Raw genomic sequence first — 24840 nt, 5'->3', positions numbered from 1 at the left:
ATGAGCGAATCGACTTCAGCACTTGACAGTGCACAATTGCATGCCGAATTGGACACCATCTTCGATGAGGTCGTCCAGGATCTCACGGAACTCGTGGCCATTCCCTCCGTCGCCTGGCCGAGCTTCGACGCCTCCAGAGTCACCGCCAGCGCCGAGGCGGTCGCTGACCTGGCGAAGGGGCTCGGCCTGAAGGTCGACATCCTCACCGCCGAGCAGTCCGACGGCACCGACGGCTATCCGGCCGTGGTCGCTTCGCTCGCTGCTCCCGAAGGCGCCCCGACAGTCCTCCTCTACGCCCATCACGATGTGCAGCCGCCGGGACGTGAGGAGGACTGGGACACCGAGCCCTTCGTCGCGACCCGCAAGGGCGACCGACTCTACGGTCGCGGCGCAGCCGACGACAAAGCCGGCATCATGGTCCACCTCACAGCGCTGCGTCTGCTGGCCGACCGCCTCGGCGTGGGCGTGACCCTCTTCTTCGAAGGCGAGGAGGAGGCCGGCAGTCCGAGCTTCCGCAGCTTCCTCGAAACCTATCGGGAACGTCTGCGCTCCGATGTCATCGTCGTCGCCGACTCCGGCAACTGGGCCGCAGGCACTCCGGCGCTGACGACGAGCCTGCGCGGCATGTGCGCGGTCGAGTTCGAGATCTCCACACTCGACCATGCCGTCCATTCGGGCATGTACGGAGGCGTGGCTCCGGACGCGATGATGGCGATGACGAAGGTCCTGGCCAGCCTCCACGACGAGAACGGCTCCGTCGCGGTCGCCGGGCTCCACAGCGAAAGCGTCAGCGAGATCGATTACGACGAGGCGACTCTGCGCGCCGATTCCGGAGTGCTCGATTCCACGGAGCTCATCGGCTCGGGCACGCTGGCCTCGAGGCTGTGGACACAGCCGGCGATCACCGTCATCGGTCTCGACATCCCCGATGTGGCCGTGTCCTCGAACACCCTTCAGTCCTCGCTCAAGGCGAAGCTCTCGATCCGGCTCGCACCCGGCGACAGCCCCGCCTCGGCGGTCAGGGCCGTCGAAGCGCACCTGCGGGCCAACCTGCCCTTCGGCGCGCAGCTGAGCATCGGGGAGACCGAAGGCGGCAGCCCGTGGCGGGCCGAGGAGACCGACCCCGTGGTCAAGACCGCACGACAGGCACTCACCGACGCGTGGGGCACCGAGTCCGTGACGATGGGCATCGGCGGGTCCATCCCATTCATCGCCGATCTGCTCGAGGTGTTCCCGGATGCGTCGATCCTCGTCACCGGAGTCGAAGATCCCGACGCCCGTGCCCACAGTGCGAACGAATCGCTGTATCTGCCCGATTTCAGGGCTGCGATCGTCGCCGAGGCCCTGCTGCTGCAGCGCCTCGGCTCGCAGCAGTGAGAGGATCGGGGAATAGCTTCCGCGCCGGAGGTGTTGTTTGCGGTGTAGCCTGGAGGCAGGAACGAGAGAAGGAGTAACCATGACTGTGACTGACAATGCCGAGGCCACTCACGAGGTGGAGCTCTCGTCGACCGCCGCTGACAAGGTCCGGAGCCTGCTCGAGCAGGAAGGCCGCGACGACCTGCGTCTGCGTGTGGCCGTCCAGCCCGGCGGATGCTCCGGTCTGATCTATCAGCTCTACTTCGACGAGCGCTACCTCGATGGTGACGCGGTCCGGGACTTCGACGGGGTCGAGGTCATCGTCGACCGCATGAGCGTTCCCTACCTCAGCGGCTCGACCATCGACTTCTCCGACACCATTGAGAAGCAGGGCTTCACGATCGACAACCCGAACGCCGGTGGATCCTGCGCCTGCGGCGACTCGTTCCACTGAGCCTCGGCTGACGAGAAGGAACTCTTCTCATGGACCTGGAGGATCTGCGCGCCGTGTCCTACACGGCAACGCAGCCCCAGGTCCTTCTGTCGTATAGGGCGGGTCTCTTCCCGATGGGCGTCGGCGCCGGCGGCACGGGTCGGATGGGATGGTGGGCTCCGCGACAGCGGGGTGTCCTCCTGCCCGGAGATCTGCATGTGACCAAGAGCCTGCGGAAGTCGATGAAGCACTTCGCCTTCAGCTCCGACTGCGCTTTCGAGCGGGTCATCCGTGCCTGCGGCGATCCGAGTCGGCCCGGTGCCTGGATTACCGAGGAGATCATCAGTCTCTACCTCGGTCTGCACTCCGACGGCTGGGCGCATTCGGTGGAGGTCTGGGCCGGTGACGAACTCGTCGGCGGCCTGTACGGAGTCGCGATCGGATCATTCTTCGCAGGCGAGTCGATGTTCCACACCCGGCGTGACGCATCGAAGGCGGCGTTGGCCCACCTCGTCGGTCTGCTCGACAACGCCGTCGCCGCCGACGAGCGCGGACGGACAGATTCGCGAACCGCTGCTCCCGAGGCAGGGGAGTGGCTCATCGACACTCAGTGGCAGACATCACATCTCAAGAGTCTCGGCGTGTCGGAGATCAGCGGCCTCGAGTACTCAGCGCGGCTAGATTCCGCGCTCCGCGGCAGTCTCTGTCAGGATATTCTCAACAAATGAACATTCGCAGGTGAATTTCTACCGCTTGTAGCGGTAGTCTTGGGGATGACAGAGTAAGTACACGTCTCTCGGCCTGACCAGAGACGAAGAACGTTGTGAAAGGCTGCACGTGGATTCTCCGAATCAGTCAGGACCGCAGCGGTCCTGGGCGAAGCGGCTCGGCATTCTGAGCGCCGTGTTGATACCGGCGTTGCTATCGGGTTGCACTAAAGAGCAGATCGCTTCAGGCTTCTACCCCGTCGAATCCAAGGGTGCGACGAACCACACGGATGCCTACACATCACTGTGGAACGGCGCCTGGATCGCCCTGCTGATTGTGGGCTTGATCGTGTGGGGCCTCATCCTCTGGGCGATGGTCGCCTACCGCCGCCGCAAGAATGATCGCGGCCTGCCGGTCCAGATGCGCTACAGCATGCCCATCGAGATCCTGTTCACCGTCACCCCGGTTGTGCTCGTCCTCGGATTCTTCTTCCAGAACGTTCAGGTCATGGAGCAGACGACCGATGACGAGACTCCTGGCGAGCAGGTCATCGAAGTCGCAGCCAAGCAATGGGCCTGGGACTTCAACTACGAGACCGAGAACGTCTACTACGCCGGCAGGCAGGTCGAACTCGACGGCACCGAAAAGCCCGAGGAGTCCGCTCCGGTCCTCTACCTGCCGGTCGACACCGACCTCGAGATCCGTCTGCATTCCCGCGACGTCATCCATTCGTTCTGGGTCCCCGCCTTCCTCGAGAAGCGGGACATGATTCCCGGCCACGACCAGAGCCTGCATCTGCGTGCCGAGAAGGAAGGCGAATACGTCGGCAAGTGTGCGGAGCTGTGCGGCGAGTACCACTCTGAGATGCTTTTCAACGTCAAGGTCGTGTCGAAGGAAGAATTCGCCGACTACACGAAGTCGCTTGCCGAACAGGGCAACACAGGCCAGCTGGGACCGGAGTACGATCGCAACTGGTACCCGAAAGAAGGTGCTGAACAATGACCGCCACGATGGATCAGGCGGCTCTTGACGCTCCCGTGGTTCCACGGAGCAAGGGCAAGATCATCGTCGACTGGATCACGTCGACGGACCATAAGACGATCGGGTACATGTACCTCATCGGCTCGTTCTTCTTCTTCTGCGTCGGCGGCGTGATGGCGCTGATCATCCGCCTCGAGCTCTTCGAGCCCGGCATGCAGATCGTCGAGACGAAGGAACAGTACAACCAGCTGTTCACCATGCACGGCACTCTGATGCTGCTGATGTTCGCCACTCCGCTGTTCGCCGGTTTCGCGAATGTCATCATGCCGTTGCAGATCGGTGCCCCGGACGTGGCGTTCCCGCGTCTGAACGCCTTCGCCTTCTGGATGTACCTCTTCGGCAGCCTTGTGGCCATCTCCGGATTCCTCACCCCCCAGGGTGCGGCGTCATTCGGCTGGACGGCATACGCACCATTGAGCAATACGACATTCACACCGGGCGCCGGCGGCAACCTGTGGGTCCTCGGTCTTGCGCTGCAGGGCTTCGGCACGATCCTCGGCTCGGTCAACTTCATCACCACCGTCATCACGATGCGTGCTCCCGGCATGACCATGTTCCGCATGCCGATCTTCACCTGGAACGTCCTCATCACCGGCGTGCTCGTGCTCATGGCCTTCCAGCCTCTGGCCGCGGCGCTGCTCGTCCTCGGCGCCGACCGAGTGCTCGGTTCGCATGTATTCAGTCCGGGCAACGGGGGCCCGATTCTCTGGCAGCACTTGTTCTGGTTCTTCGGCCATCCCGAGGTGTATGTGATCGCGCTGCCTTTCTTCGGCATCGTGACCGAGATCTTCCCCGTCTTCAGCCGCAAGCCGGTGTTCGGGTACAAGGAGCTCGTGTTCGCGACCATCGCGATCGCCGCGCTGTCGGTCACGGTCTGGGCCCACCACATGTACGTCACCGGTGTGGTCGCGCTGCCGTTCTTCGCGTTCATGACTATGCTCATCGCGATTCCGACGGGCGTGAAGTTCTTCAACTGGATCGGCACGATGTGGCGAGGGTCGATCACCTTCGAGACTCCGATCGTGTGGGCGATCGGCTTCCTGGCGACGTTCCTGTTCGGCGGACTCACCGGTGTGATCCTGGCCAGTCCCGCACTCGATCAGCAGGTGTCGGACACCTACTTCGTCGTCGCGCACTTCCACTATGTCGTCTTCGGCACGGTCGTGTTCGCGATGTTCGCCGGGTTCTATTTCTGGTGGCCGAAGTGGACCGGCAAGATGCTCAACGAGAAGCTCGGTCACATCCACTTCTGGATGCTGTTCATCGGCTTCCACGGCACTTTCCTCGTCCAGCACTGGCTGGGTGTCGACGGCATGCCTCGCCGTTATGCCGACTACCTGCCGCAGGACGGCTTCACCTGGATGAACCAGGTGTCGACGGTCGGATCGCTGCTGCTGGGTCTGTCGATGGTTCCGTTCTTCTGGAACGTGTGGATCACCGCCCGCAACGCGCCGAAGGTCACCGTGGATGATCCGTGGGGCTACGGAGCCTCGCTCGAATGGGCGACCTCCTGCCCACCGCCGCGCCACAACTTCACGTCGCTGCCGCGGATCCGTTCCGAGCGTCCTGCATTCGACCTCAACCATCCCGAGCTGCTCGAATACTCGGGTCACAGCTCCTCTGAGGAACAGCTGGTCGGAGGTGGCGCCAAATGAAGTCATCGATTGTCGTCTTCATGGTCAACGCCGTGTTCTTCGTCGTCATCTCCGTCGTCTACGGGTTTGCGACGAGTTTCGATGAGATGGTCGGCTTTCCGGCGCTCCTCCTGACCGGCGGTATGTCCGGAATGATCGGGATCTACTTGTGGCTGACGGACCGTCGTGTCGGACGTCAGCCGCAGGACAACGACGATGCCGAGATCTCCGACGCGGATGCCGACTACGGGTTCTTCAGCCCCTGGAGCTGGTGGCCGATCGTCTGTGCAGGCGCCGCTGCCGTCTCGTTCTATGGCATCGCGATGGGTTGGTGGATCTTCCCATTCGGTGCACTGCTCGGGATCATCGCTCTTGTGGGCCTGTCCTACGAGCATGATCGTGGGGACTTCGCCCACTGATCGCCGACGCCGTATGGTGACGCTGTCAGGCAGGTGATCGACTCACCCGCGTGACACAGTTGCACAGTTTCTGTGGCCCGGACTCATTTCGAGTCCGGGCCACACTGCTATTCACAGCCGGCAACGGAGATACGGGCCGACGCCGAAACTTGTGATGGCGGAATCTGTGGACTGCAGTGTACGTGATGGTGACGGGTATATGAATCGCAGGGGCAGGTCGCGCCTCACCGGTCATCCCGAGCCACGTTTGTGGTCACTCCGCCGAGGAAAATAGGTGGTTCTCGCCGTGTTCCCTCGGCGGAGTGACCTCATTCGCAAACGGGAAGGCGGCAGGGAATGCCGAAGACGGGCCGAGGCGCCCGCGGCAGTGATTGGTCATGGCCTGCCCGGGCACCAGCTGCCGAGCATGGCTTCTGCGCCGGGTCGCGATGCGCACCGACTCCTCGGGAAGCCAAATTGCTGCCGACCAAGCCCTCCCGCTGACCCGAACCCGTCCGCCGTCGGCTCCAGACGTGCCGCTGACCCGAACCCGTCCGCCGTTGAGCCGAGGTCGTGGGACAGCCGATCCTACGGAAAATGTCTGCTCGCGTCCGATATGTCCGAGCCGCGAAACAGGGGTCACGCTGCACGACTGGTCCCCGCAGGTGCGATCTCTGTGGCGTCGGGTGATCGTGGCCACCTATGCGCAGATCCCCGCGCCATCTATGGGCAGTTCCGCTGGCCACCACCAGTGGGCAATTCCGCTCGCCAGCTATCGGCAGTCCCACTGGCCGCCAGTGCCAGTTCTCGCGGCCGTTGAGCAATTCCTGCTGGCCGTTGACACTCCATCGAAGCCGGGACCGGTCATGAGGTCATAGCGGCACTACGCCGGCTTTTTGACCTGTGCGACGACTCTAGGCGGCGTCAGGGGCTTGTTTCATGGGTCTGGGTGCGACGACTCTCCGGGCAGAAGCGCGACCGGCGCAGCAGCGCGGCTTGACGGCTATTGAGCGGCGAGCTCGGGGTGTCCCCCGGGCGCCGGTGTCGTTGTTTCGTACCAACTCGGGGTCGGGCGACCCGTCCACTCGTCGAGGAACGTCAGGAGGGAGCGTTTGTGTGGCAGCCAGAACCAGCCGAGAAGAGTGCACGGTCGACGAACGGTGTCCCGGGGGCTGTCATGGACATGGTGGCAGAATCACCTCACTGAAGCTCGCGAGAGCTCGTGAGGCGCCAGGAAGTGGGAACAGCGTGAGCCGAAGTTGCAGTGCGCCCGGTCGAAAGAGCAAGAGTGCAGGCTCGCACGCGAATAGTCGGGCCCGATGCAGGTCAGAGGGTTCTGTGCAGAGTTCACTCGGGTGCGCGTGTGCAGGCGGCAGGATTCGCCTCTCGAAGCGGCTGCCGAACCCGACGCAGAAGTGCCAGTCTTGTAGGGCAGTGAATGCGCGAGGGGCCCAGCAGACAATCTGCTGGACCCCTCGCGTCTGAGGACTGCTGCCGGTCAGTGACCGAGCTGCTGGTGGCTCGAGCCCTCGACGGTATCGTGCTCGTGGTGGGAAGCCTCGAGTTCCTGCTTCGTCACCGGTGCCACACGATCCTCGAAGAAGAACCGCGAAAGGCGTGCACGAAGCTTCTCCATCTTCGTCACCTTGCCTTCGGCGTTCGGCTGCGCCGGGATGTATTCCGGCGATTCGAACGCGGTGATCTTCCACAGCTTGTGCGGCGGCAGAGCCTCGTGGCGTTCGAGGAACTCACCATGGGGGAGACGGATGATGTGTGCTGTCTCCCGCCCGTGCAGTGCGATCTCACGATCCTTGCGCTGCAGAGCGATGCACATGCGCTTGGTGATGATGTATCCGAGGATCGGTCCCAGGAAGAACACGGTGCGGAAGATGTAGATCATATCGTTGAGCGACATCTGGAAGAAGACCGCGACGATATCGCCCGAGGCGGCCGCCCACATGTTGCAGTAGAAGATGATCCCTGCGACGCCGATGGCGGTCCGCGTCGGGTTGTTGCGGGGGCGATCGAGGATGTGGTGCTCACGATTGTCCTTGAGCAGCCACGACTCGAAGAACGGATAGATGAACATCACCGCGAAGACACCGCCCATGACGATGACAGCGCTGTTGATGTTGAACGAGATGGGCCATCCGAAGATGTAGAACTCGAACCAGCCCGGCACGATGCGGAGGAATCCGTCGGCCCATCCGATGTACCAGTCCGGCTGGGTGCCGGCGGAGACCGGGGACGGGTCGTAGGGACCGTAGTTCCAGATCGGGTTGATCGTGAACAGAGCCGAGATCAGCGAGAGGAGACCGAAGATGAGGAAGAAGAATCCTCCGCCCTTGGCCGCGAACGTCGGCAGGACGGGCTCGCCGACGACGTTCTTCTCTGTGTTTCCGGCTCCCGGGTACTGGGTGTGCTTGTGTACGACCACGAACATCAGGTGGATGCCGATGAGCGCGATGAGCAGCGCCGGCACGATCATGATGTGCAGGGTGTACAGACGTGCCACGATGTCGATCCCGGGGAATTCCCCACCGAAGAGGAAGAACGAGATGTAGGTGCCGACCAGGGGCAGCGATTTGAGGATGCCGTCGATGATGCGCAGACCGTTGCCGGAGAGCAGGTCATCAGGCAGCGAGTAGCCGGTGAAACCGGCGGCCATGCCCATGATGACGAGCAGCACACCGACGACCCAGTTGAGTTCGCGGGGGCGACGGAACGCTCCGGTGAAGAACACACGCAGCATGTGCACGCTCAGCGCTGCGACGAACAGGAGTGCGCCCCAGTGGTGCATCTGGCGAATGAACAGACCGCCGCGAATCTCGAGGGAGATCGCCAGAGTCGAGTTGTAGGCCTCGGAGATCTCGACGCCGCGCAGCGGCAGCCAAGGACCTTCGTAGTGCATCTCGCCCATGGCGGGCTGGAAGAAGAACGTGAGGAACGTTCCCGACAGAACAACGATGATGAAGCTGTAGAGAGCGACCTCACCGAGCATGAAGGACCAGTGGGAGGGGAAGATCTTGCGACCGAACTCGCGGACGAGGACCGATGCCCCGACGCGGGTTTCAGCGAAGTTCGCTGCCTTCCCGATGGTGGTGGTTGGCTGTGTAGTACTCATGGGTGGTTGATCTCCCAGAACGTAGGTCCGACAGGCTCAGGGAAGTCCGACTGGGCAACCAGATAGCCTTCGCTGTCCACGGAGATGGGCAGCTGGGGAAGCGGTCGTTTGGCCGGGCCGAAGATGACCTTGCAGTGTTCGGTCACGTCGAAGGTCGACTGGTGGCACGGGCACAGCAGATGGTGGGTCTGGTGCTCGTACAGAGCCACCGGGCATCCGACGTGGGTGCAGATCTTGGAGTAGGCGACGATTCCGTCGTGCGACCAGCTCTTGCGGTCCGGATCCTCCTTGAGCTCATTCGGATTGATGCGCATGAGCAGCACGGCGGCCTTGGCCTTCTCGTTGATCGGGTGCTCGCTTGCTTCACGATCGCCGATGCCCGAGGGCAGAACGTGGTAAGCGGAGCCGATCGTGACTTCCTCAGCCTTGATCGGCCGCTCTGAGTCGACCGAGGGGATGCCGCCCGGGTCACGGATGAGGCGTGTGCCCTTCTCCCACAGCGTGTTGAACATCTTGTCGCCCGGCAGGGGTCCGAGGTCCCGGAAGACGAGGACAGCCGGCAGGGGAGCGATGGCCAGAGCAGCGATGAGCGTGTTGCGCAGCAGCGGACGTCGGGCGATGCCCGACTCCTCCTTCGCCTGATGGAGGATCTCCAGGGCGATCGCCTGGTCCTCTTCGCTGCCGGCGATGTCATGGCGTTCGTCGATGCCCTCGTGATCGCTCATGAGGTTCTTCGCCCACAGCACGGCGCCGAAGCCGATGGAGAACATCGCAACAGCGGCACCGAGGCCGACGAACATGTTGTGGAGGCGGATGCTCTGCATCGACTCGCCGGGAGTGAACAGGAAGTAGGCGATGATGAACCAGATGGTTCCGATCATCGACAGGACGAACCAGGCCGCAACCTGACGTTCGGCGACCTTCTCCGCACGCGGATCCGCGTCGGACAGGCGTGGCTTGTGCTCAGGCAGGCCTGGGTTGACGAACCCGTTCAACTCCTCGAGCTGGCTGCCGCCGCCGGAGTGCTCTTTCGAGGTCATTGAATTCCCCGTCTATTCTCGTGATGGATGATGAACGACACTGCCGGACTCACTTCGACCTGGATGACAGCCACACTGTCATACCGATGACGGCTGCCAGTCCGAAGAACCAGATGAACAGACCCTCTGCCACTGGTCCCAGCGATCCGAGCTTGAATCCGCCGGGCGAGGGGTTCTCCGAAACTTCCTTGACGTAGGCGATGACGTCGCGCTTATCGTCGGGAGTCAGGTTCGCATCGTTGAAGATCGGCATGTTCTGCGGGCCGGTCTGCATCGCTTCGTAGAGGTGCTTCTCCGAGACCTCGGAGAGGTTCGGTGCGTACTTGCCGCGGGTCAGGGCACCACCGGAGCCGACCACGTTGTGACACATGGCGCAGTTGGTGCGGAACAGGCCGCCGCCAGCGGCGGGATCGCCCTTCGACGCGTCGAGGTACTCGTCTTCGGGCACAGCAGGTCCGGGACCGAGTGAAGCGACGTAGGCGGCGAGCTGAGAGGTCTGCTCCTCATCGAACTGAGGTTCCTTGACACGTGCCTGCGGGCCGTTGGCCTGCAGGGGCATGCGTCCGGTGCCGACCTGGAAGTCAACTGCGGCGGCGCCGACGCCGATGAGGCCGGGACCGGCCTTCGAGCCTTCGGCGTTGAGGCCGTGGCAGGTGGCGCAGTTGGCCGCGAAGAGCTTCTTGCCCTCTTCGATGTCCGAGGCGCTGGCCGTGTCCGCCTTGGCGCTCGATGTCTGTGTGAAGAGTGCGTAGGCTCCGCCTGTCAGCAGCAGTGCCACGAGAAGAAGCGCAACCAGAGCCATGGGATGTCTGCGGCGATCTGCTAGAAGCTTCACTTGATCGTCCTTTGCTTGAAGTGTTGTAAGTCCTGGGGGCCGAGCATCTCAGGCCGGCTACTGAAGCAGGTAGATGACGCCGAACAGACCGATCCAGACGACATCGACGAAGTGCCAGTAGTAGGACACGCAGATTGCGAATGTGGCTTCGTGATGGCCGAACTTCTTTGCTCCGTAAGCACGTCCGATGACGAGCAGGAAGCAGATGAGTCCGATGGTCACGTGGATGCCGTGGAACCCTGTCGTCAGGTAGAAGACGGAACCGTAGCCGTCGGAGTTGATGGCGATTCCCTCGCTGACGAGGGTCGCGTACTCCATGACCTGGCCCGAGACGAAGACCGCGCCGAGGAGGAAGGTGAGGTAGAACCACTCGACCATTCCCCATTTGGCGATGTTGAACAGGGAACCGGTCCGCCGTGGGCGGAACCGTTCGGCTGCGAACACACCGATCTGGCAGGTGAACGAAGACGACACCAGGATCAACGTGTTACCGAGGGCATAGGGGATGTCGAGGATCTGGGTCCTCGCCTCCCACAGCTCCGGCACAACGGACCGAATGGTGAAGTACATGGCGAAGAGCGCGGCAAAGAACATCAGGTCGCTCGCGAGGAACACGATGAAGCCCACCGTGGTCACATTCGGACGATTGACAACCGGATGCGCTGGCGCTGTTTGAGATGCAGTGGCAGTTGACACAACCCCATTATTACCCGTCTGGGGGTGAGTTTTCATCTTTTACCCAGGTTTCGGGAAAGAAATTTCTACACGATGTAGCGAAATCCGCGAACTGGTGCCGGAATCTCGATCCGGAACTCCCTTCCGCCCGCGTGTCGAACACAGGATAGGATGCCGCAGGTAAGGTCCGCCCCCATGTCGAGGGGCGGCTGCGAAGCCTAGCGAGAGTTCATACGGATGACCGATTCCACGCCCCTGACCACCTCGGCAGCCCATGCCGGCGAGGCCCGCAGCGAGGTCCAGGCAGCCACTCACAACTGGCCGGATCTGCTCATGGCGCTCATGCACCAGCAGGATCTCGACGGGGAGCAGGCGGCATGGGCGATGGATCAGATCATGTCGGGCAAGACCCCGGATGTGACAATGGCCGCATTTCTCGCCGCACACCATACGAAAGGGGAGACCGTCGAGGAGATCGCCGGGCTCGTCTCCGCGATGATGGACCATGCCGTGCCCCTGCCCGGTCTCGCCGACTCCGTCGACATCGTCGGCACGGGCGGCGACCGGGCGAAGACTGCGAACATCTCGTCGACCGCGGCAATGATCATCTCCGCCACGGGGCAGCGAGTAGTCAAGCACGGCAACCGGGCGACCTCTTCGGCGTCGGGCTCGGCCGATGTGCTCGAGGCGCTAGGCGTGAGATTCGACATCACTCCCGAGCAGACCGGGCAGATCGCCAAGGAGGTCGGGCTGGCGTTCTGCTTCGCCAATGTCTTCCACCCCTCGATGCAGTTCGTCGCTGCCGTGCGTCGTCAGATCAATGTGCCCACTGCGTTCAACATCCTCGGGCCCCTGACGAATCCGGCGCGGGCCCGGCACACGGCGATCGGAGTCGCGGACGCCCAGATGGCTCCCTTGGTAGTCGGCACCTTGGCCAAGCGCGGACACCAAGCGGTCGTCTTCCGCTCCCGTGACGGGCTCGATGAGCTGAGCAACACCGCGGTCAACGACGTCTGGGAGGTCCGGCACGGAGAGATCGAGCACACAACCTTCGATGCTCTCGACCTGGGGATCGAGCGAGTGACGAAGGAGGATCTGCGGGGCGGAGGTCCGGAGGAGAACGCCGCGATCACCCGGGCCGTCCTCGACGGGCACCGCTCGCCTGTGCGCGATATCGTCGCGATCAATGCGGCGGCGGCCCTGGTGGCAGCGGACGAATCCGCGGTCGGCAGCTTCACCGAACGGTTGGCGGCGAAACTCCGAACAGCCATCGAGACCATCGACGACGGCCTCGGAGCCGCGAAGCTCGATCAGCTCATCGAGGTCTCACACCGGGTCGCCGAGACGAACCGCTCCTGAGGCCCGCGCATGCGAGTTCGCTCCCGTGGTCGGCAGTGACCAGCCGGGGTCGTCCGGCGATCCTGCGGAGACCAATTCGGCCGTGGACAGCCACGCCGCCAAGAGGCAGGTCTCCTCGGGCAGCGAATCGGTGTCCTGCGGCAGCGGTCCAGGAGACGGGACCCACTCTGCAGTCGACTGCAGAGCGGTGAGAGCCTCGGCCACGCCCCGGCGAGCGGACACATGGCTCGCTCCGGCGAGCCTGCCGTGACGGATGACGACGAGATCCCATCCCGAATCGAATCCGGGGGCGGCTGCCGCGAGTTCCGGCACCCGGCGCAGCGCGGACACCTCCTCTGCGCGCGCGGCAGTGGAGACGGCTGCCCGCAGGGCGTCGCGGACCTCTGCAGCCGTCTCGTAGCGGGATTCGCTCGCCAGCCTCTGCATGCGTTCGGCACCCAGCCGGTGCAGGGTGGAGAGGTCTCCGGCGAGGACGGCGAAGAGTTCGCCGATGCTCGTGCGGTAGTCATCGGCGTCGGTGACTCCCGCGCAGGGGCCGCCGCACTGGCCGACCTGTGAGCTGACGCATGGCCGGTGCGTGCTGAGGCTGCGCTTCGTCACGTTCGTCGTGCACCTCTTCACCGGATAGAGCGTGTCGAGGAGCTCCTTGACCGTCTGGGCACTCTTACGGGACCGGAACGGCCCCAAGGGTGGGGCGGGCGAGCGTTCGAGCGCGGAATTCGAGCGGACCACCGACAGTCGGGGGAAGAGTTCGTCACTGAGCACGATCCAGGAATTCCGCTCCGGATTCTTCGACCGGCGGTTGTAGGGCGGGGCGAGTTCCCCGATCAGGCGGATCTCACGGACCTCGGCTTCCAGCGCGTGCGCACAGGGCAGGCAGCTGACCTCCTGCGCCGCAGTGATCATCTCGGCCATCCTGCCCCGGTTCTCCGAGGCGTTGAAGTAGCCGCGCACACGCCGAGCCATATTGCCCGACTTGCCGATGTAGAGGACACGGCGCGTGCCGTCGAGGAACATGTAGACGCCGGGCTCGGCGGGCACCCCCTTGGCCAGATGGGATTTCGCCTGTCGTTTGGCCCAGCCGGACTGGCGCACCGTCGACAGCTCCTCCAGAGTCGTCACGCCGTAGCCGCCGAAGCGTTCGAACAGATGGTGGAGCAGCTCTCCTGTCGCCCGGGCGTCGGACAGGGCGCGGTGATCGGGGGTGACCTCGGTGCCGAAATGCGCAGCGAGCGTCGACAGCTTGTGATTGCGCACTTCGTCGCGGCCGATGACCCGGCGGGCCAGCGTGACGGTGTCGAGGATCGTGGGGGCCGGCCAGTGGTAGTCGAGCCGCTCGCAGGCCGAGCGGAGGAATCCGATGTCGAACGGAGCGTTGTGAGCGACGAGAACCGCGCCGATGGAGAACTCGAGGAAGCTCGGCAGCACCGACCTGATCGACGGCGCGTCGTCGACCATCGCGTGCGTGATCCCGGTCAGGCACGCGACGAAGGGGCTGATGACGGACTGTTCGGGTTTGACCAGGGATTGGAATTCCCCCACGACCTCCCCGCCGCGCGTCTTGACCGCGCCGATCTCCGTGATCTCCGACTGACCGGCGCGGGTGCCCGTGGTCTCGAGGTCGACGACGACGAAGGTGACCTCCGACAGGGGAGTGCCGAGGCTGTCGAAGGACAGCTGCGTGTTCTGCAGGACGCTGGGAGCGCGGTCGAATGGGGCGGTCATGAACCCAAGTGTGTCACCCGGTGGTGACATGGATGGGCGGGCACCTCGATCACACGGAGGACCCGTCGCCGTCGTCGGAGGAACGGTGCTGAGGCAGATGGAAGAACAGGCCCACCGCTCCGCCGACCCCAACGGCGAGGCCGATGAGCAGATACCAGCCGGGCAGCGGCCGGAAGAAGATGATGCCGACGAGCAGGAGCAGGACCGCGCCGAGGGCGGCCGCCCATGAGAGCACGAGTGTGGGCGAGGCCGTACGCCATCCGATCGGTTCGGCGGGACCTGGGTGCCAGTGCTCGGAGTCATCGAGCGCCTCACGGACATCCTCGACGGGCATCTCGCCCATCACCGCCGAGGGTTCGGCGATCTGCTCGACGAGGGCCTCCCATTCCTCGTCGCTGATGCGAGAACGGTCCTTGCCGATCCGTTCGGAATCGGGCACGTCCTGCCGCCAGTCCTCACCGTCTTCGTCACCGGGAGTCGCAGGGGGCTCTTCGTCGTTCATATCCGTCACAGCAATTCTCGCCCCGAGGCTATTCCCCGTCCCCGGCGACTCGGGAGGCACCGCCGGCACCGGCTCGTGCGCTGGACAGAACCGCCTCGGCGATCAGAGGTGCGTCGAAGTCGAGAGTGGCCACGTGGCGCGACCGACGCAGAGCGACGATGTGCGGCGGGTGCGGCAGATTCGAGCGCAGACTGCGCAGCGTCCGCGGCCCGACCACATTGTCCTCCCCGGAGACCATCGCGGTGACCGGGCACTCGACCTTCCACAGATCCTCACGCAGGATCCGCAGCGCCTGGTGGAAGGAAGCCAGCGGTGCGAGCGGCGTCCGCGGGTAGGCGTATTCGTCGCGATCCGGATGAGCGATGTCGCCTCCGATCGACGGAATCGTCCGCACCACTCTGCGGAGCACGGGCAGAAGCGGGGCGAAGGGCGAGTCGATGTGGAGCGCAGGATTGACCACGACGAGCCCATCGGGCGCGGCCGCGGTCGCGCCCAGGGCCAAGGCCAAGGCCCCGCCCATCGACAGACCCGCGACGACGACCCGGTCGTGATCGGCCTGCAGCCGACCCAGCTCCGTACGCGCCTCACCGAGCCAATCCGCCCAACCGGTCGGGACCATCTCCTGCCAGGTGGTGCCGTGCCCGGGCAGCAGCGGCACACTGACATCGACTCCTTCGGCCGCGACCGCCCGCGCGATGGGCACCCAGACGACGGGGGACCCGGTGATCCCGTGCAGGAAGAGGACCGCAGTCGAGGAGCGGGCGTCGAGGCTGCGGAAGGCGGCCGTCGGATCCGACCGCAGGGTGAAATCGATCTCCATGCCCCCAGGATGGCACGAACGACTTGTCCCTGGCGTGGCCGTTCATGCTTCGTGTCGATATATGATTGCCGAGGACGACAAGGAGTCGTACATGGAAGGGTGCGCGTGTTCTACTGGTTTCTCAAGCGAGTCCTCGCCGGACCCATCCTGCGGATCCTGTTCCGTCCCTGGGTGCGCGGCCTGGACAACCTTCCGTCGGAGGGCCCGGCGATCATCGCGGGAAACCACAATCACTTCATGGACTCGATCTTCGTCCCGCTGCTCGCGCCCCGCCCGGTGGTCTACCTCGCGAAGAAGGACTATTTCACCGGCCGTGGGATCAAGGGCGCGGTCACCCGCTGGTTCTTCAAACTCAACAACCAGCTGCCCATGGACCGAGGCGGCGGATCGGGCTCGCGGGCCTCGCTCGAATCGGGGCTGAAAGTGCTCGGCGAGGGCAATTGCCTGGGCATCTACCCCGAGGGCACCCGATCGCCCGACGGCAAACTCTATCGGGGCCGGACGGGAATCGCACGGCTGGTCCTCGAGTCCGAGGCGCCGGTCATCCCCGTGGCCATCATCGGCACCGACAAACTCCAGCCCGCCGGCCGGCTGGTGCCCAAGCTGCGCCGAGTCGGCGTCGTCTTCGGTTCTCCGATGGACTTCTCGAAGTACGCCGGCCTGCCCACCGACCGCTTCCTGCTGCGATCTGTCACCGATGAGATCATGTACGAGATCATGCGGCTGTCCGGGCAGGAGTACGTCGACACCTATGCCTCGACGGTCAAGACCAAGCTGCTGACCAGTGCGAAGCCGAAGAAAACGGACAGCGTCGGGGACGCCGCCCGGGATTCGACGAGGAAGTCGAAGGGCACCGGAGCCGCGACGACGTCGGGCAGAGAGGACGACGGGCCGGCGGCACCGGCCGAGTGAGCCTCTCGCCACGGCCTCACGACGGCTGCATGACATGTTCGAATACTGCGGTAACGGCGACACGCAGAAATCGTTACCTTCAGGTGTTTGTCCTGACCGGACCGGCAGAATAGCTTGGAGTTGTTGAATCCCACTGTAGGTTCGCTGGGAAGAGGGCTAGAATGACTGTGTTCTCGGTCCTTCCAAGCGACCTTCGCTTCCCCCAGGGACTTTAAGGAGGAGTCGGTGTGAACCGCTCAAGTCACGAAAGCGTCGACATGACGTCGATGCCGGCAGCGGCCCAAGGGCTGCTGTTCGATGATGATCTGCCCGTTCTCGACGAAGAGGCCGGCTACCGCGGTCCCACCGTGTGCAAGGTCGTCGGCATCAGCTATCGTCGTCTCGATTACTGGGCGCGCACCGACCTGGTGACCCCGTCGATCAGGAACGCGACCGGTTCCGGCAGCCAGCGTCTCTACAGCTTCCGCGACATCCTCGTCCTCAAGATCGTCAAGCGGCTCCTCGACACCGGTGTCGGGCTGCAGTCGATTCGCACCGCGGTCGAGCACCTGCGCTCCCGGGGCGTCGATGATCTCTCCCAGATCACCCTCATGTCCGATGGGGCCAGCGTCTTCGAGTGCACGTCGCCGGACGAGGTCGTCGACCTCCTCCAGGGGGGCCAGGGTGTATTCGGCATCGCCGTCGGCCGCGTCTGGAACGAGGTCGAAGGCACCCTGTCCGAACTTCCGAGCGAACGGCTGCCGGAAGACGGTGCGGCCATCGAAGCGATGGACGAGCTCGCCGCCCGTCGCGCCCGCAAGAGCGGCTGATTCCAGCGCGGCTCTCCACAATCTGAATCGCCGAGGCGGTCCGTCCACTGGACGGGCCGCCTTCGCTGTTGACTGCGGGCGCCGGATTCCGGATGGCTCCCGATGACCACGGTTCCCGCGGACCCACCGGGATTCGCGCTCGGGTTCCGCCGCCTGAACATGAAGCTGCCGCCCGAACCGAGGGTCAGGGCGGCAGTCGCATAACTGTGCTGGGGGAGAGGCTACTTCTTCTCAGGCTTCGCCTGGTTCGACTTCGCATCCCCACCGCGCCGGCTGCGGATGTTCTCCGAACGCAGCGCCCGTTCGAGGAGCGAATCGAATGACCCTGCCACCTCCTCAGCCGGTTTGCCCGGCCAGGAGTGGATCGGACGAGCCGAGCCCTGGGCCTGCTGCATCACTGCACGCTCGGCCAAAGGCGGGTTGAGCACGAGCGGGCCGAACATCTCGCGCATCTCCTGGATGCGATAGTCATGCTCCGTCGATCCCGCGCGGACTCGGTTGACGACCAGACCCAGCGGCTGCAGGTCGCTGGCCCCGCGCTGCCTGAGCTCATCGGCGGCGCGGAGGGCTCGATCGGCCGCGGCCACGGAGAAGAGGCTCGGTTCGGTGACCACAGCGACTCTGTTGCTCGCCGACCAGGCCGTGCGAGTGAGCCCATTGAGGCTCGGGGGACAGTCGATGAGGACGAGGCGATACCCCTTCGCGATTCGGCTCAGGGCGTCCTCGAGCCGGCGCAGGTAGCGCTCGGACAGCGAGGGGCGGTCGAACTCCGCAGCACGAGGCGAACCGGAGATCACGTCGAGATGGCCGAGTCTGTCGCCGACCCACCCGGACGGGATGATCGCCTCGGACAGGATCTTCTGGGACTTCGGAGCAGCGAGAACATCGGCGATGTCGACCCGCGTCGAGGTCGGCACATCGAGGCCGGTCGACGAGTCCGCCTGTGGGTCCATGTCGACGACCAGGGTCGGAATTCCCCTGTTGTAGGCCGCCGAGGCCAGACCGAGCGTCACGGACGTCTTACCGACTCCGCCTTTGAGGCTGCTGATACTTAGGACAAGCACCCTCCTACGGTAACGTATCGGGCCCGGCGAGGCCGTCCCGACCACGCCGAGACCCATGTCTCAATAGTGAGTGGACCCCCGGTCGCAGAGGTGGCGCAGGTCACTGAGTAGAGTATGTTCCCGACAGCTTGTCGACCAGTCGCCCCAGTGCGGCCGTTACAGAAGTGAGAGACACCTATGTTCTCCAAAGTTCTTGTGGCCAATCGCGGAGAGATCGCCGTTCGCGCGTTCCGTGCCGCTTATGAGCTCGGAGCCTCCACCGTTGCGGTCTTCCCTTACGAAGACCGCAACTCCGAGCACCGCATGAAGGCCGATGAGGCCTATATGATCGGCGAGGAGGGGCACCCCGTCCGTGCCTACCTCAGCGTCGAGGAGATGCTGCGCGTCGCGAAGGAGAGCGGCGCAGATGCGATCTACCCCGGTTACGGCTTCCTGTCCGAGAACCCGGATCTGGCCCGCGCCTGCGCTGAAGCGGGGATCACCTTCGTCGGCCCGAAGGCCGACGTGCTCGAACTCGCCGGCAACAAGGTCCAGGCACTGGCCGCGGCCCGCAATGCCGGCATCCCGGTCCTCGACTCCACTCGGCCCTCGGCCGATATCGCACAGCTGCTCGCCGATGCCGAGTCGATGGAGTATCCGCTCTTCGTCAAGGCCGTCGCCGGCGGCGGCGGGCGCGGGATGCGCCGCGTCGCGCAGGCCTCGGATCTCGAGGACGCGCTCAAGGCCGCCATGCGCGAGGCCGAGGGTGCCTTCGGCGACCCGACGGTGTTCATCGAACAGGCTGTGCAGCGTCCTCGTCACATCGAGGTCCAGGTCCTGGCCGACAACGACTCGAACGCCATCCACCTGTTCGAACGCGACTGCTCCGTGCAGCGTCGCCACCAGAAGGTCGTCGAGATCGCCCCGGCACCGGATCTCGATCCGGCGATCGCCGAGGCACTGCACACGGACGCCCTGAAGTTCGCGCAGGCGCTGGGTTACCAGAACGCCGGAACCGTGGAGTTCCTCCTCGAGACCGAAGGCCCCAGGGCCGGCAAGCATGTCTTCATCGAGATGAACCCGCGCATCCAGGTCGAACACACCGTGACCGAGGAGATCACCGACATCGATCTCGTCGCCTCGCAGATGCGCATCGCCTCGGGCGAGACGCTCGAGGAGATCGGGCTGCGCCAGGAGGACATGCGCATCAAGGGTGCGGCTCTGCAGTGCCGCATCACCACAGAGGACCCGGCGAACTCGTTCCGACCCGATACCGGCACCATCACCGCCTACCGCTCCGCAGGCGGTGCCGGTGTCCGTCTCGACGGCGGCACCGTCCACGCCGGCGCCGCGGTCAGCCCGCACTTCGACTCGATGCTCGTCAAGCTCTCCTGCCGGGGACGTGACTTCGCGCAGGCTGTGGGCCGGGCGAAGCGCGCACTCGCCGAATTCCGGATCCGCGGCGTCTCGTCGAACATCGGCTTCCTCCAGGCCGTCCTCGACGACCCCTCCTTCGTCGTCGGTGATCTGTCGACGGCATTCATCGAGGAGCGCCCGCATCTGCTCGACGCCCGCGTCAGCGCCGATCGCGGATCGAAGCTGCTCGACTACCTCGCCGATGTCACGGTCAACCGGCCCCACGGCGAACCGGGCCTGCGCATCCGTCCGACGGACAAGCTCCCGGACATCGACCTCTCCGCCGCTCCGGCCTCGGGCAGCCGTGACCGGCTCCTCGACCTCGGTCCTGAGGGGTTCGCCCGGTCGCTGCGCGAGCAGACCGCGCTGGCCGTGACCGATACGACTTTCCGTGATGCCCACCAGTCACTCCTGGCCACCCGCGTGCGCACCCGCGACCTGCTGGCCGTGGCCGGTCACGTGTCCCGGATGACACCAGAGCTGCTGAGCATCGAGGCGTGGGGCGGAGCCACCTATGACGTGGCCCTGCGCTTCCTCGGCGAGGATCCCTGGGAACGCCTCGAGGCACTGCGGTCGGCGGTGCCCAACATCAACCTGCAGATGCTGCTGCGCGGACGCAACACCGTCGGATACACCCCGTACCCGACCGAGGTCACCGACGCCTTCGTCGACGAGGCCGCACGCACCGGCATCGACATCTTCCGCATCTTCGACGCCCTCAACGACGTCGAGCAGATGCGTCCGGCCATCGAAGCCGTGCGTGGAACGGATTCCGCACTCGCCGAGGTGGCCCTGTGCTACACCTCGGACATCCTCGATCCGCGTGAGGAGCTCTACACCCTCGACTACTACCTGCGGCTCGCCGAGCAGATCGTCTCCGCCGGCGCCCATGTGCTCGCCATCAAGGACATGGCCGGACTGCTGCGTCCCGCCGCGACGGCGAAGCTCGTGACCGCGCTGCGGGAGAACTTCGACCTGCCCGTCCACGTGCACACCCACGACACCGCCGGCGGACAGCTCGCGACGCTGTACGCAGCCGCAGGTGCCGGTGCCGACGCCGTCGACGCTGCCTCGGCGGCCATGGCCGGCACCACCAGCCAGCCCAGCCTCTCCGCCCTCGTCGCGGCCTTCGAGAACACCGACCGGGATACGGGCATCAGCCTCGACGCCGTCAGCGACCTCGAACCGTACTGGGAATCCGTACGCAAGGTCTACGCCCCCTTCGAGTCCGGGCTGGCCGGACCCACGGGGCGGGTCTACCGGCACGAGATCCCGGGTGGACAGCTGTCGAACCTGCGCCAGCAGGCAGTGGCGCTGGGCCTGGGGGAGAGGTTCGAGGACATCGAGAAGATGTACGCGGCCGCCGACTCGATCCTCGGGCATCTGGTCAAGGTCACCCCGTCGTCGAAGGTCGTCGGCGATCTCGCTCTCCACCTCGTCGGTGCGGGAGTCTCGCCGGAGGAGTTCGCGGAGAACCCCGAGAAGTTCGACATCCCGGACTCGGTGATCGGATTCCTCAGCGGCGACCTCGGTGATCCGCCGGGCGGATGGCCGGAGCCCTTCCGGACGAAGGCGCTGGCCGGTCGCGCTCACAAGCCGCTGGTCGAGCACCTCGAAGCCGATGATGCCGCCGCTCTCGAGGAGCCGGGCCGGGAACGCAAGGACAAGCTCAACCAGCTGCTGTTCCCCGGACCGACCAAGGAGTTCGAACAGATGCGGGAGAACTACGGCGATCTGTCCGTGGTCGAGACCTCCGAGTACCTCTACGGCCTCACCGCGGGCGAAGAGCACGCGGTCGAGATCTCCAAGGGCAAGAACCTGCTCATCGGTGTCCAGGCAGTCGGCGGCACCGACGAGCGCGGAATGCGCTCGGTCATGTTCACCCTCAACGGACAGCTGCGTCCCCTGCAGGTGCGCGACCGCTCTGTCGAAAGCGAAGTCAAGACCGCCGAGAAGGCCGATCCGAACAACGCCGGCCATGTCGGCAGCCCGTTCGCCGGAGTCGTCACGATGCAGGTCCACGAGGGCGATCAGGTGGCGGCGGGGGACACGATCGCAACGATCGAGGCCATGAAGATGGAAGCGACGATCACCACGCAGACCGCGGGAACGGTCTCGCGGGTGGCCATTGCCGACGTTCAGCAGCTCGAGGGCGGCGATCTCGTCGCAGTCGTCGATGCCTGAGAGAGAGATCCGCCTCTGGGGCGACCCCGTGCTGCGCAGCGTCTGCGATCCGGTGACGGTGTTCGATGACACCGTCGAGGCTCTGGCCGCCGACCTCGTCGACAGCTCCCGGCCGGAAGGCCGCGCTGCGGTGGCCGCCCCGCAGATCGGGGTCGGGCTGCGGGCCTTCGGCTACGACCTCGATGGCCGCACCGGCTATGTCATCAACCCCGAGATCGTCGAAGTCGGCGGGCGGCTGCGTGACATCGAAGAGGGCTGCCTGTCCGTCCCCGGACTGTTCTTCCCCACTCCGCGCTACGAGTTCGCCCGAGTGCGCGGAGTGGATGCGAAGAATGAACCGATCGAGATCGAGGGCACCGAGGTCTTCGCCCAGATGCTCCAGCACGAGGTGGCCCACCTCGACGGGCAGGTCTATGTCCAGACCCTGCCGAAGGAGCGTCGCCGTGAAGCGATGAAGGCCATCCGGTCGAGCGACTGGTTCCTCGCCCGCATGGCCTGAACACCGACTCATCCAGACCAATGAAGGAGAAGCTTATGAGCATTCAACGCACCGCCGTCATCGGCAGCGGACTCATGGGAGCCGGAATCGCCGAGGTGCTGGCGAAATCCGGACTCGAAGTGATCGTCCGCGAGATCAACGAGGAGGCCTCCGCCGCCGGGAAGGCCCGGATCGAGAAGTCGCTGGGGCGGGCCGTCGAGAAGGGCAAGCTCGACGAATCCGCCCGCGAAGCCGCACTGGCGAACCTGCGGTTCACCACGGACATTGGCGATCTGGCCGACCGCCAGCTCGTCATCGAAGCCGCCAGCGAGAACGAGGAGATCAAGAAGTCGATCTTCGCCGAACTCGACGAGGTCGTCACCGACCCCGAGGCGATCCTCGCCTCGAACACCTCGTCGATGCCGATCGTTCGGTTCGCGCAGTCGACCTCCCGGCCCGAGCGGGTGCTCGGAGTCCACTTCTTCAACCCGGCTCCCGTGCAGCCGCTCGTCGAGATCGTGTCCTCCGTGCTCACCGCTGACGAGGTCCGGGACACCGTGACCTCGTTCGTCGCCGATGTGCTCGGCAAGAATCCGATCCAGGCCCAGGACCGGCCCGGCTTCATCGTCAACGCCCTGCTCATCCCGTACCTGTGCAGCGCCATCAGAATGCTCGAGTCCGGCTTCGCCACGAAGGAGGACATCGACGCGGGAATGGTGGGAGGCTGCGCGCATCCGATGGGTCCGATCAGACTCGCCGACCTCGTCGGGCTCGACACCTGCCTCTATGCGGCCCAGAGCATGTACGACGAGACCGGTGATCTGGCGACCAAACCGCCCGTTCTCCTCTCGCGCATGGTCGACGCCGGTCTGCTCGGCGTGAAATCGGGCCGCGGCTTCTACGACTACTGACTTCGGGCAGGACCGAAACCACCGTCACTGAGCTGCGGGCACACGAGCCCGTCAGCGGTCGAAAAGGGGGCCGCCGGCGAACCGTTGAGTTCGCCGGCGGCCCCCTTTTCCGTCGGTGTCCGTCAGCCGGCCATGAGCTTCTCGAAGCTGGCGAGCCTGACGCAGGCGACGAGGCCCTGAGCCGCCAGTTCCACCTCGTCGAGGCTCGGCATCGTCGGGGCGATGCGGATGACGCTGTTGCTCGGGTCCAGACCGTAGGGGTGTGTCGCCCCGGCCGGGGTGAGCTTCACGCCGGCCTCGGCGGCGAGCTTGACGACACGGTCGGCGATGCCTTCCATGGTCGTCAGGGTGATGAAGTAACCGCCCTCGGGACGTGTCCACCGCGCGAGGCCGTCGTGTCCGAGACCGTCCTCCAGTGCGCGCAGCACCGCTTCGAACTTCGGTGCGATGATCTCGGCATGCTTGCGCATATGCGCCTCGACTCCGGCAGCGTCGGAGAAGAAGCGCTGGTGACGCAGCTGGTTGATCTTGTCCGGTCCGATCGCGATCTTGCCGAGGTTCGAGATCATCCAGTCGACCGTCGCCGGGCCTGCCCCGAAGAAGGAGACGCCGGCACCGGCATGAGTGACCTTCGAGGTGGAGGCGAAGATCCACGCCCGTTCGGGGTGACCGGCTTCGGCGCACAGCGAGAGGATGTCGAGGTTGTCCGGATGGTCTTCGCGCAGATGGTGCAGCGCATAGGCGTTGTCCCACAGCAGGGTGAAGTCTGCTGAGGCCGCGGGCATCGCCGCCAACTCTCGTGCGCGCTCGGCGGTGATGGTGATGCCCGTCGGGTTCGAATACATCGGCACCAGCCACATGCCCTTCACGGCGGGGTCCTCGGCCAGGCGCTGCGCCTCGGCGACGTTCGGGCCCTGCTCGTCCATGGGGATGCTCAGCAGTTCGAAGCCGAGCGACTCGGCCAGGGTGAAGTGCCGATCGTAGCCGGGCACCGGACACAGGAGCTTGTGCGGACCTCGGCCCCAGGGGCGGTCGTCGACCGCGGTGCCGTGCAGGAGCGCGAAGGTCAGCGCCTGGGCCATGAACGTCAGCGAGGCGTTTCCGCCGGCCAGCAGCTGAGCGGTCGGGACCTTGAGCAGCGGAGCGAAGATCTCCCTCAGTTCGATGATTCCTTCGATCCCCCCGTAGTTGCGGGTGTCGACCCCGCTGGGTGTGTACACGTCATCGCCTGAGACGGCGGTGAGCAGTTCGGCGGAGAGGTCGAGCTGCTCCGGCGAGGGCTTGCCGCGGGTGATGTCGAGCTTGAGACCGCGCGAGGCGAACTCCTCGTAAACGGCGGACGCCTCATCCAGGCGTGCTTGAAGATCGGACGGTGAGGACATGCTGGCTCCTTCGAGCTGGGGTCGGGCCGTTGGTCCCATCCTATCGACTCACCGG

At 64.9% G+C, this 24840-nt stretch carries 21 protein-coding genes; 12 read left to right on the top strand and 9 right to left on the bottom strand.

Annotated features, from left to right (window positions below):
- From IIE29_RS14885 to IIE29_RS14860, 6 genes are all read left to right on the top strand, one after another.
- Complete coding sequence (locus IIE29_RS14885; protein WP_209326088.1) at positions 1-1377, top strand: dipeptidase; 1377 nt, start codon at positions 1-3, stop codon at positions 1375-1377.
- Between the two features lie 79 nt (positions 1378-1456).
- Positions 1457-1810, top strand: a complete 354-nt coding sequence (locus IIE29_RS14880) for a HesB/IscA family protein (protein WP_209326087.1) — start codon at positions 1457-1459, stop codon at positions 1808-1810.
- A 29-nt stretch (positions 1811-1839) separates the two neighbouring features.
- Positions 1840-2517 carry a leucyl/phenylalanyl-tRNA--protein transferase gene (locus IIE29_RS14875; protein ID WP_209326086.1) on the top strand — a complete coding sequence of 226 codons (678 nt, stop codon included), beginning with the start codon at positions 1840-1842 and terminating at the stop codon, positions 2515-2517.
- Between the two features lie 109 nt (positions 2518-2626).
- Entirely contained in the window at positions 2627-3499 is an 873-nt protein-coding gene (gene ctaC / locus IIE29_RS14870; protein ID WP_209326085.1) for an aa3-type cytochrome oxidase subunit II, read from the top strand.
- Positions 3496-5193: an aa3-type cytochrome oxidase subunit I gene (gene ctaD / locus IIE29_RS14865; protein ID WP_209326084.1), complete on the top strand. Its 1698-nt coding sequence runs from the start codon at positions 3496-3498 to the stop codon at positions 5191-5193. The genes ctaC and ctaD overlap by 4 nt, the downstream gene beginning before the upstream one ends.
- Entirely contained in the window at positions 5190-5591 is a 402-nt protein-coding gene (locus IIE29_RS14860; protein WP_209326083.1) for a cytochrome c oxidase subunit 4, read from the top strand. The genes ctaD and IIE29_RS14860 overlap by 4 nt, the downstream gene beginning before the upstream one ends.
- A 1477-nt stretch (positions 5592-7068) precedes the next feature.
- Here the strand turns inward: IIE29_RS14860 and qcrB are convergent.
- Genes qcrB through ctaE form a run of 4 tightly spaced genes read right to left on the bottom strand, consistent with a single transcriptional unit; the run spans position 7069 to position 11265 of the window.
- Complete coding sequence (qcrB, locus tag IIE29_RS14855; protein WP_209326082.1) at positions 7069-8694, bottom strand: cytochrome bc1 complex cytochrome b subunit; 1626 nt, start codon at positions 8692-8694, stop codon at positions 7069-7071.
- Positions 8691-9734, bottom strand: coding sequence for a cytochrome bc1 complex Rieske iron-sulfur subunit (gene qcrA / locus IIE29_RS14850; protein WP_209326081.1), 1044 nt, complete (start codon positions 9732-9734; stop codon positions 8691-8693). The genes qcrB and qcrA overlap by 4 nt, the downstream gene beginning before the upstream one ends.
- A 49-nt stretch (positions 9735-9783) precedes the next feature.
- Entirely contained in the window at positions 9784-10569 is a 786-nt protein-coding gene (qcrC, locus tag IIE29_RS14845) for a cytochrome bc1 complex diheme cytochrome c subunit (protein WP_209326080.1), read from the bottom strand.
- Positions 10570-10626: 57 nt separating this feature from the next.
- The gene (gene ctaE / locus IIE29_RS14840; RefSeq protein WP_436627487.1) at positions 10627-11265 is read right to left on the bottom strand and encodes an aa3-type cytochrome oxidase subunit III; all 639 of its coding nucleotides are present in this window, start codon (positions 11263-11265) and stop codon (positions 10627-10629) included.
- A gap of 216 nt (positions 11266-11481) precedes the next feature.
- Between ctaE and trpD the strand changes: the two genes are divergently transcribed.
- Positions 11482-12603, top strand: a complete 1122-nt coding sequence (gene trpD / locus IIE29_RS14835) for an anthranilate phosphoribosyltransferase (RefSeq protein ID WP_209326079.1) — start codon at positions 11482-11484, stop codon at positions 12601-12603.
- Here trpD and IIE29_RS14830 read toward each other — a convergent pair.
- The 3 genes from IIE29_RS14830 to IIE29_RS14820 are packed head-to-tail and all read right to left on the bottom strand — an operon-like array spanning position 12571 to position 15650.
- Positions 12571-14328, bottom strand: a complete 1758-nt coding sequence (locus tag IIE29_RS14830; protein WP_209326078.1) for a DEDD exonuclease domain-containing protein — start codon at positions 14326-14328, stop codon at positions 12571-12573. The two genes, trpD and IIE29_RS14830, sit on opposite strands and share 33 nt — an antisense overlap.
- A gap of 49 nt (positions 14329-14377) precedes the next feature.
- The gene (locus tag IIE29_RS14825; RefSeq protein ID WP_209326077.1) at positions 14378-14830 is read right to left on the bottom strand and encodes a hypothetical protein; all 453 of its coding nucleotides are present in this window, start codon (positions 14828-14830) and stop codon (positions 14378-14380) included.
- Positions 14831-14858: 28 nt separating this feature from the next.
- A complete protein-coding gene (locus IIE29_RS14820) occupies positions 14859-15650 on the bottom strand; it encodes an alpha/beta hydrolase (protein ID WP_209326076.1) in 792 nt (263 codons plus the stop codon).
- Between the two features lie 105 nt (positions 15651-15755).
- Here IIE29_RS14820 and IIE29_RS14815 point away from each other — a divergent pair, with 105 nt between their 5' ends.
- A complete protein-coding gene (locus tag IIE29_RS14815) occupies positions 15756-16562 on the top strand; it encodes a lysophospholipid acyltransferase family protein (protein ID WP_209326075.1) in 807 nt (268 codons plus the stop codon).
- Positions 16563-16819: 257 nt separating this feature from the next.
- Entirely contained in the window at positions 16820-17371 is a 552-nt protein-coding gene (locus tag IIE29_RS14810) for a MerR family transcriptional regulator (RefSeq protein WP_209326148.1), read from the top strand.
- Positions 17372-17592: 221 nt separating this feature from the next.
- Here IIE29_RS14810 and IIE29_RS14805 read toward each other — a convergent pair whose 3' ends face one another.
- Positions 17593-18435, bottom strand: coding sequence for a ParA family protein (locus tag IIE29_RS14805; RefSeq protein ID WP_209326074.1), 843 nt, complete (start codon positions 18433-18435; stop codon positions 17593-17595).
- 177 nt (positions 18436-18612) lie between these two features.
- Here IIE29_RS14805 and IIE29_RS14800 point away from each other — a divergent pair, with 177 nt between their 5' ends.
- Genes IIE29_RS14800 through IIE29_RS14790 form a run of 3 tightly spaced genes read left to right on the top strand, consistent with a single transcriptional unit; the run spans position 18613 to position 23403 of the window.
- Positions 18613-22014 carry a pyruvate carboxylase gene (locus IIE29_RS14800; protein ID WP_209326073.1) on the top strand — a complete coding sequence of 1134 codons (3402 nt, stop codon included), beginning with the start codon at positions 18613-18615 and terminating at the stop codon, positions 22012-22014.
- A complete protein-coding gene (locus IIE29_RS14795; protein WP_209326072.1) occupies positions 22007-22513 on the top strand; it encodes a peptide deformylase in 507 nt (168 codons plus the stop codon). Before IIE29_RS14800 ends, IIE29_RS14795 begins: the two co-directional genes overlap by 8 nt.
- 35 nt (positions 22514-22548) lie before the next feature.
- A complete protein-coding gene (locus IIE29_RS14790) occupies positions 22549-23403 on the top strand; it encodes a 3-hydroxybutyryl-CoA dehydrogenase (protein ID WP_209326071.1) in 855 nt (284 codons plus the stop codon).
- A 122-nt stretch (positions 23404-23525) separates the two neighbouring features.
- Here IIE29_RS14790 and IIE29_RS14785 read toward each other — a convergent pair whose 3' ends face one another.
- The gene (locus IIE29_RS14785) at positions 23526-24785 is read right to left on the bottom strand and encodes an aspartate aminotransferase type Ic (protein ID WP_209326070.1); all 1260 of its coding nucleotides are present in this window, start codon (positions 24783-24785) and stop codon (positions 23526-23528) included.
- Positions 24786-24840: the final 55 nt, after the last annotated feature.

Origin of the sequence: Brevibacterium renqingii (assembly GCF_017808095.1) — a bacterium.
GTDB classification, from domain to species: domain Bacteria; phylum Actinomycetota; class Actinomycetes; order Actinomycetales; family Brevibacteriaceae; genus Brevibacterium; species Brevibacterium renqingii.
Note: the sequence above shows the minus strand (reverse complement) of the source record. Positions and strands in the feature narration are given on the sequence as shown.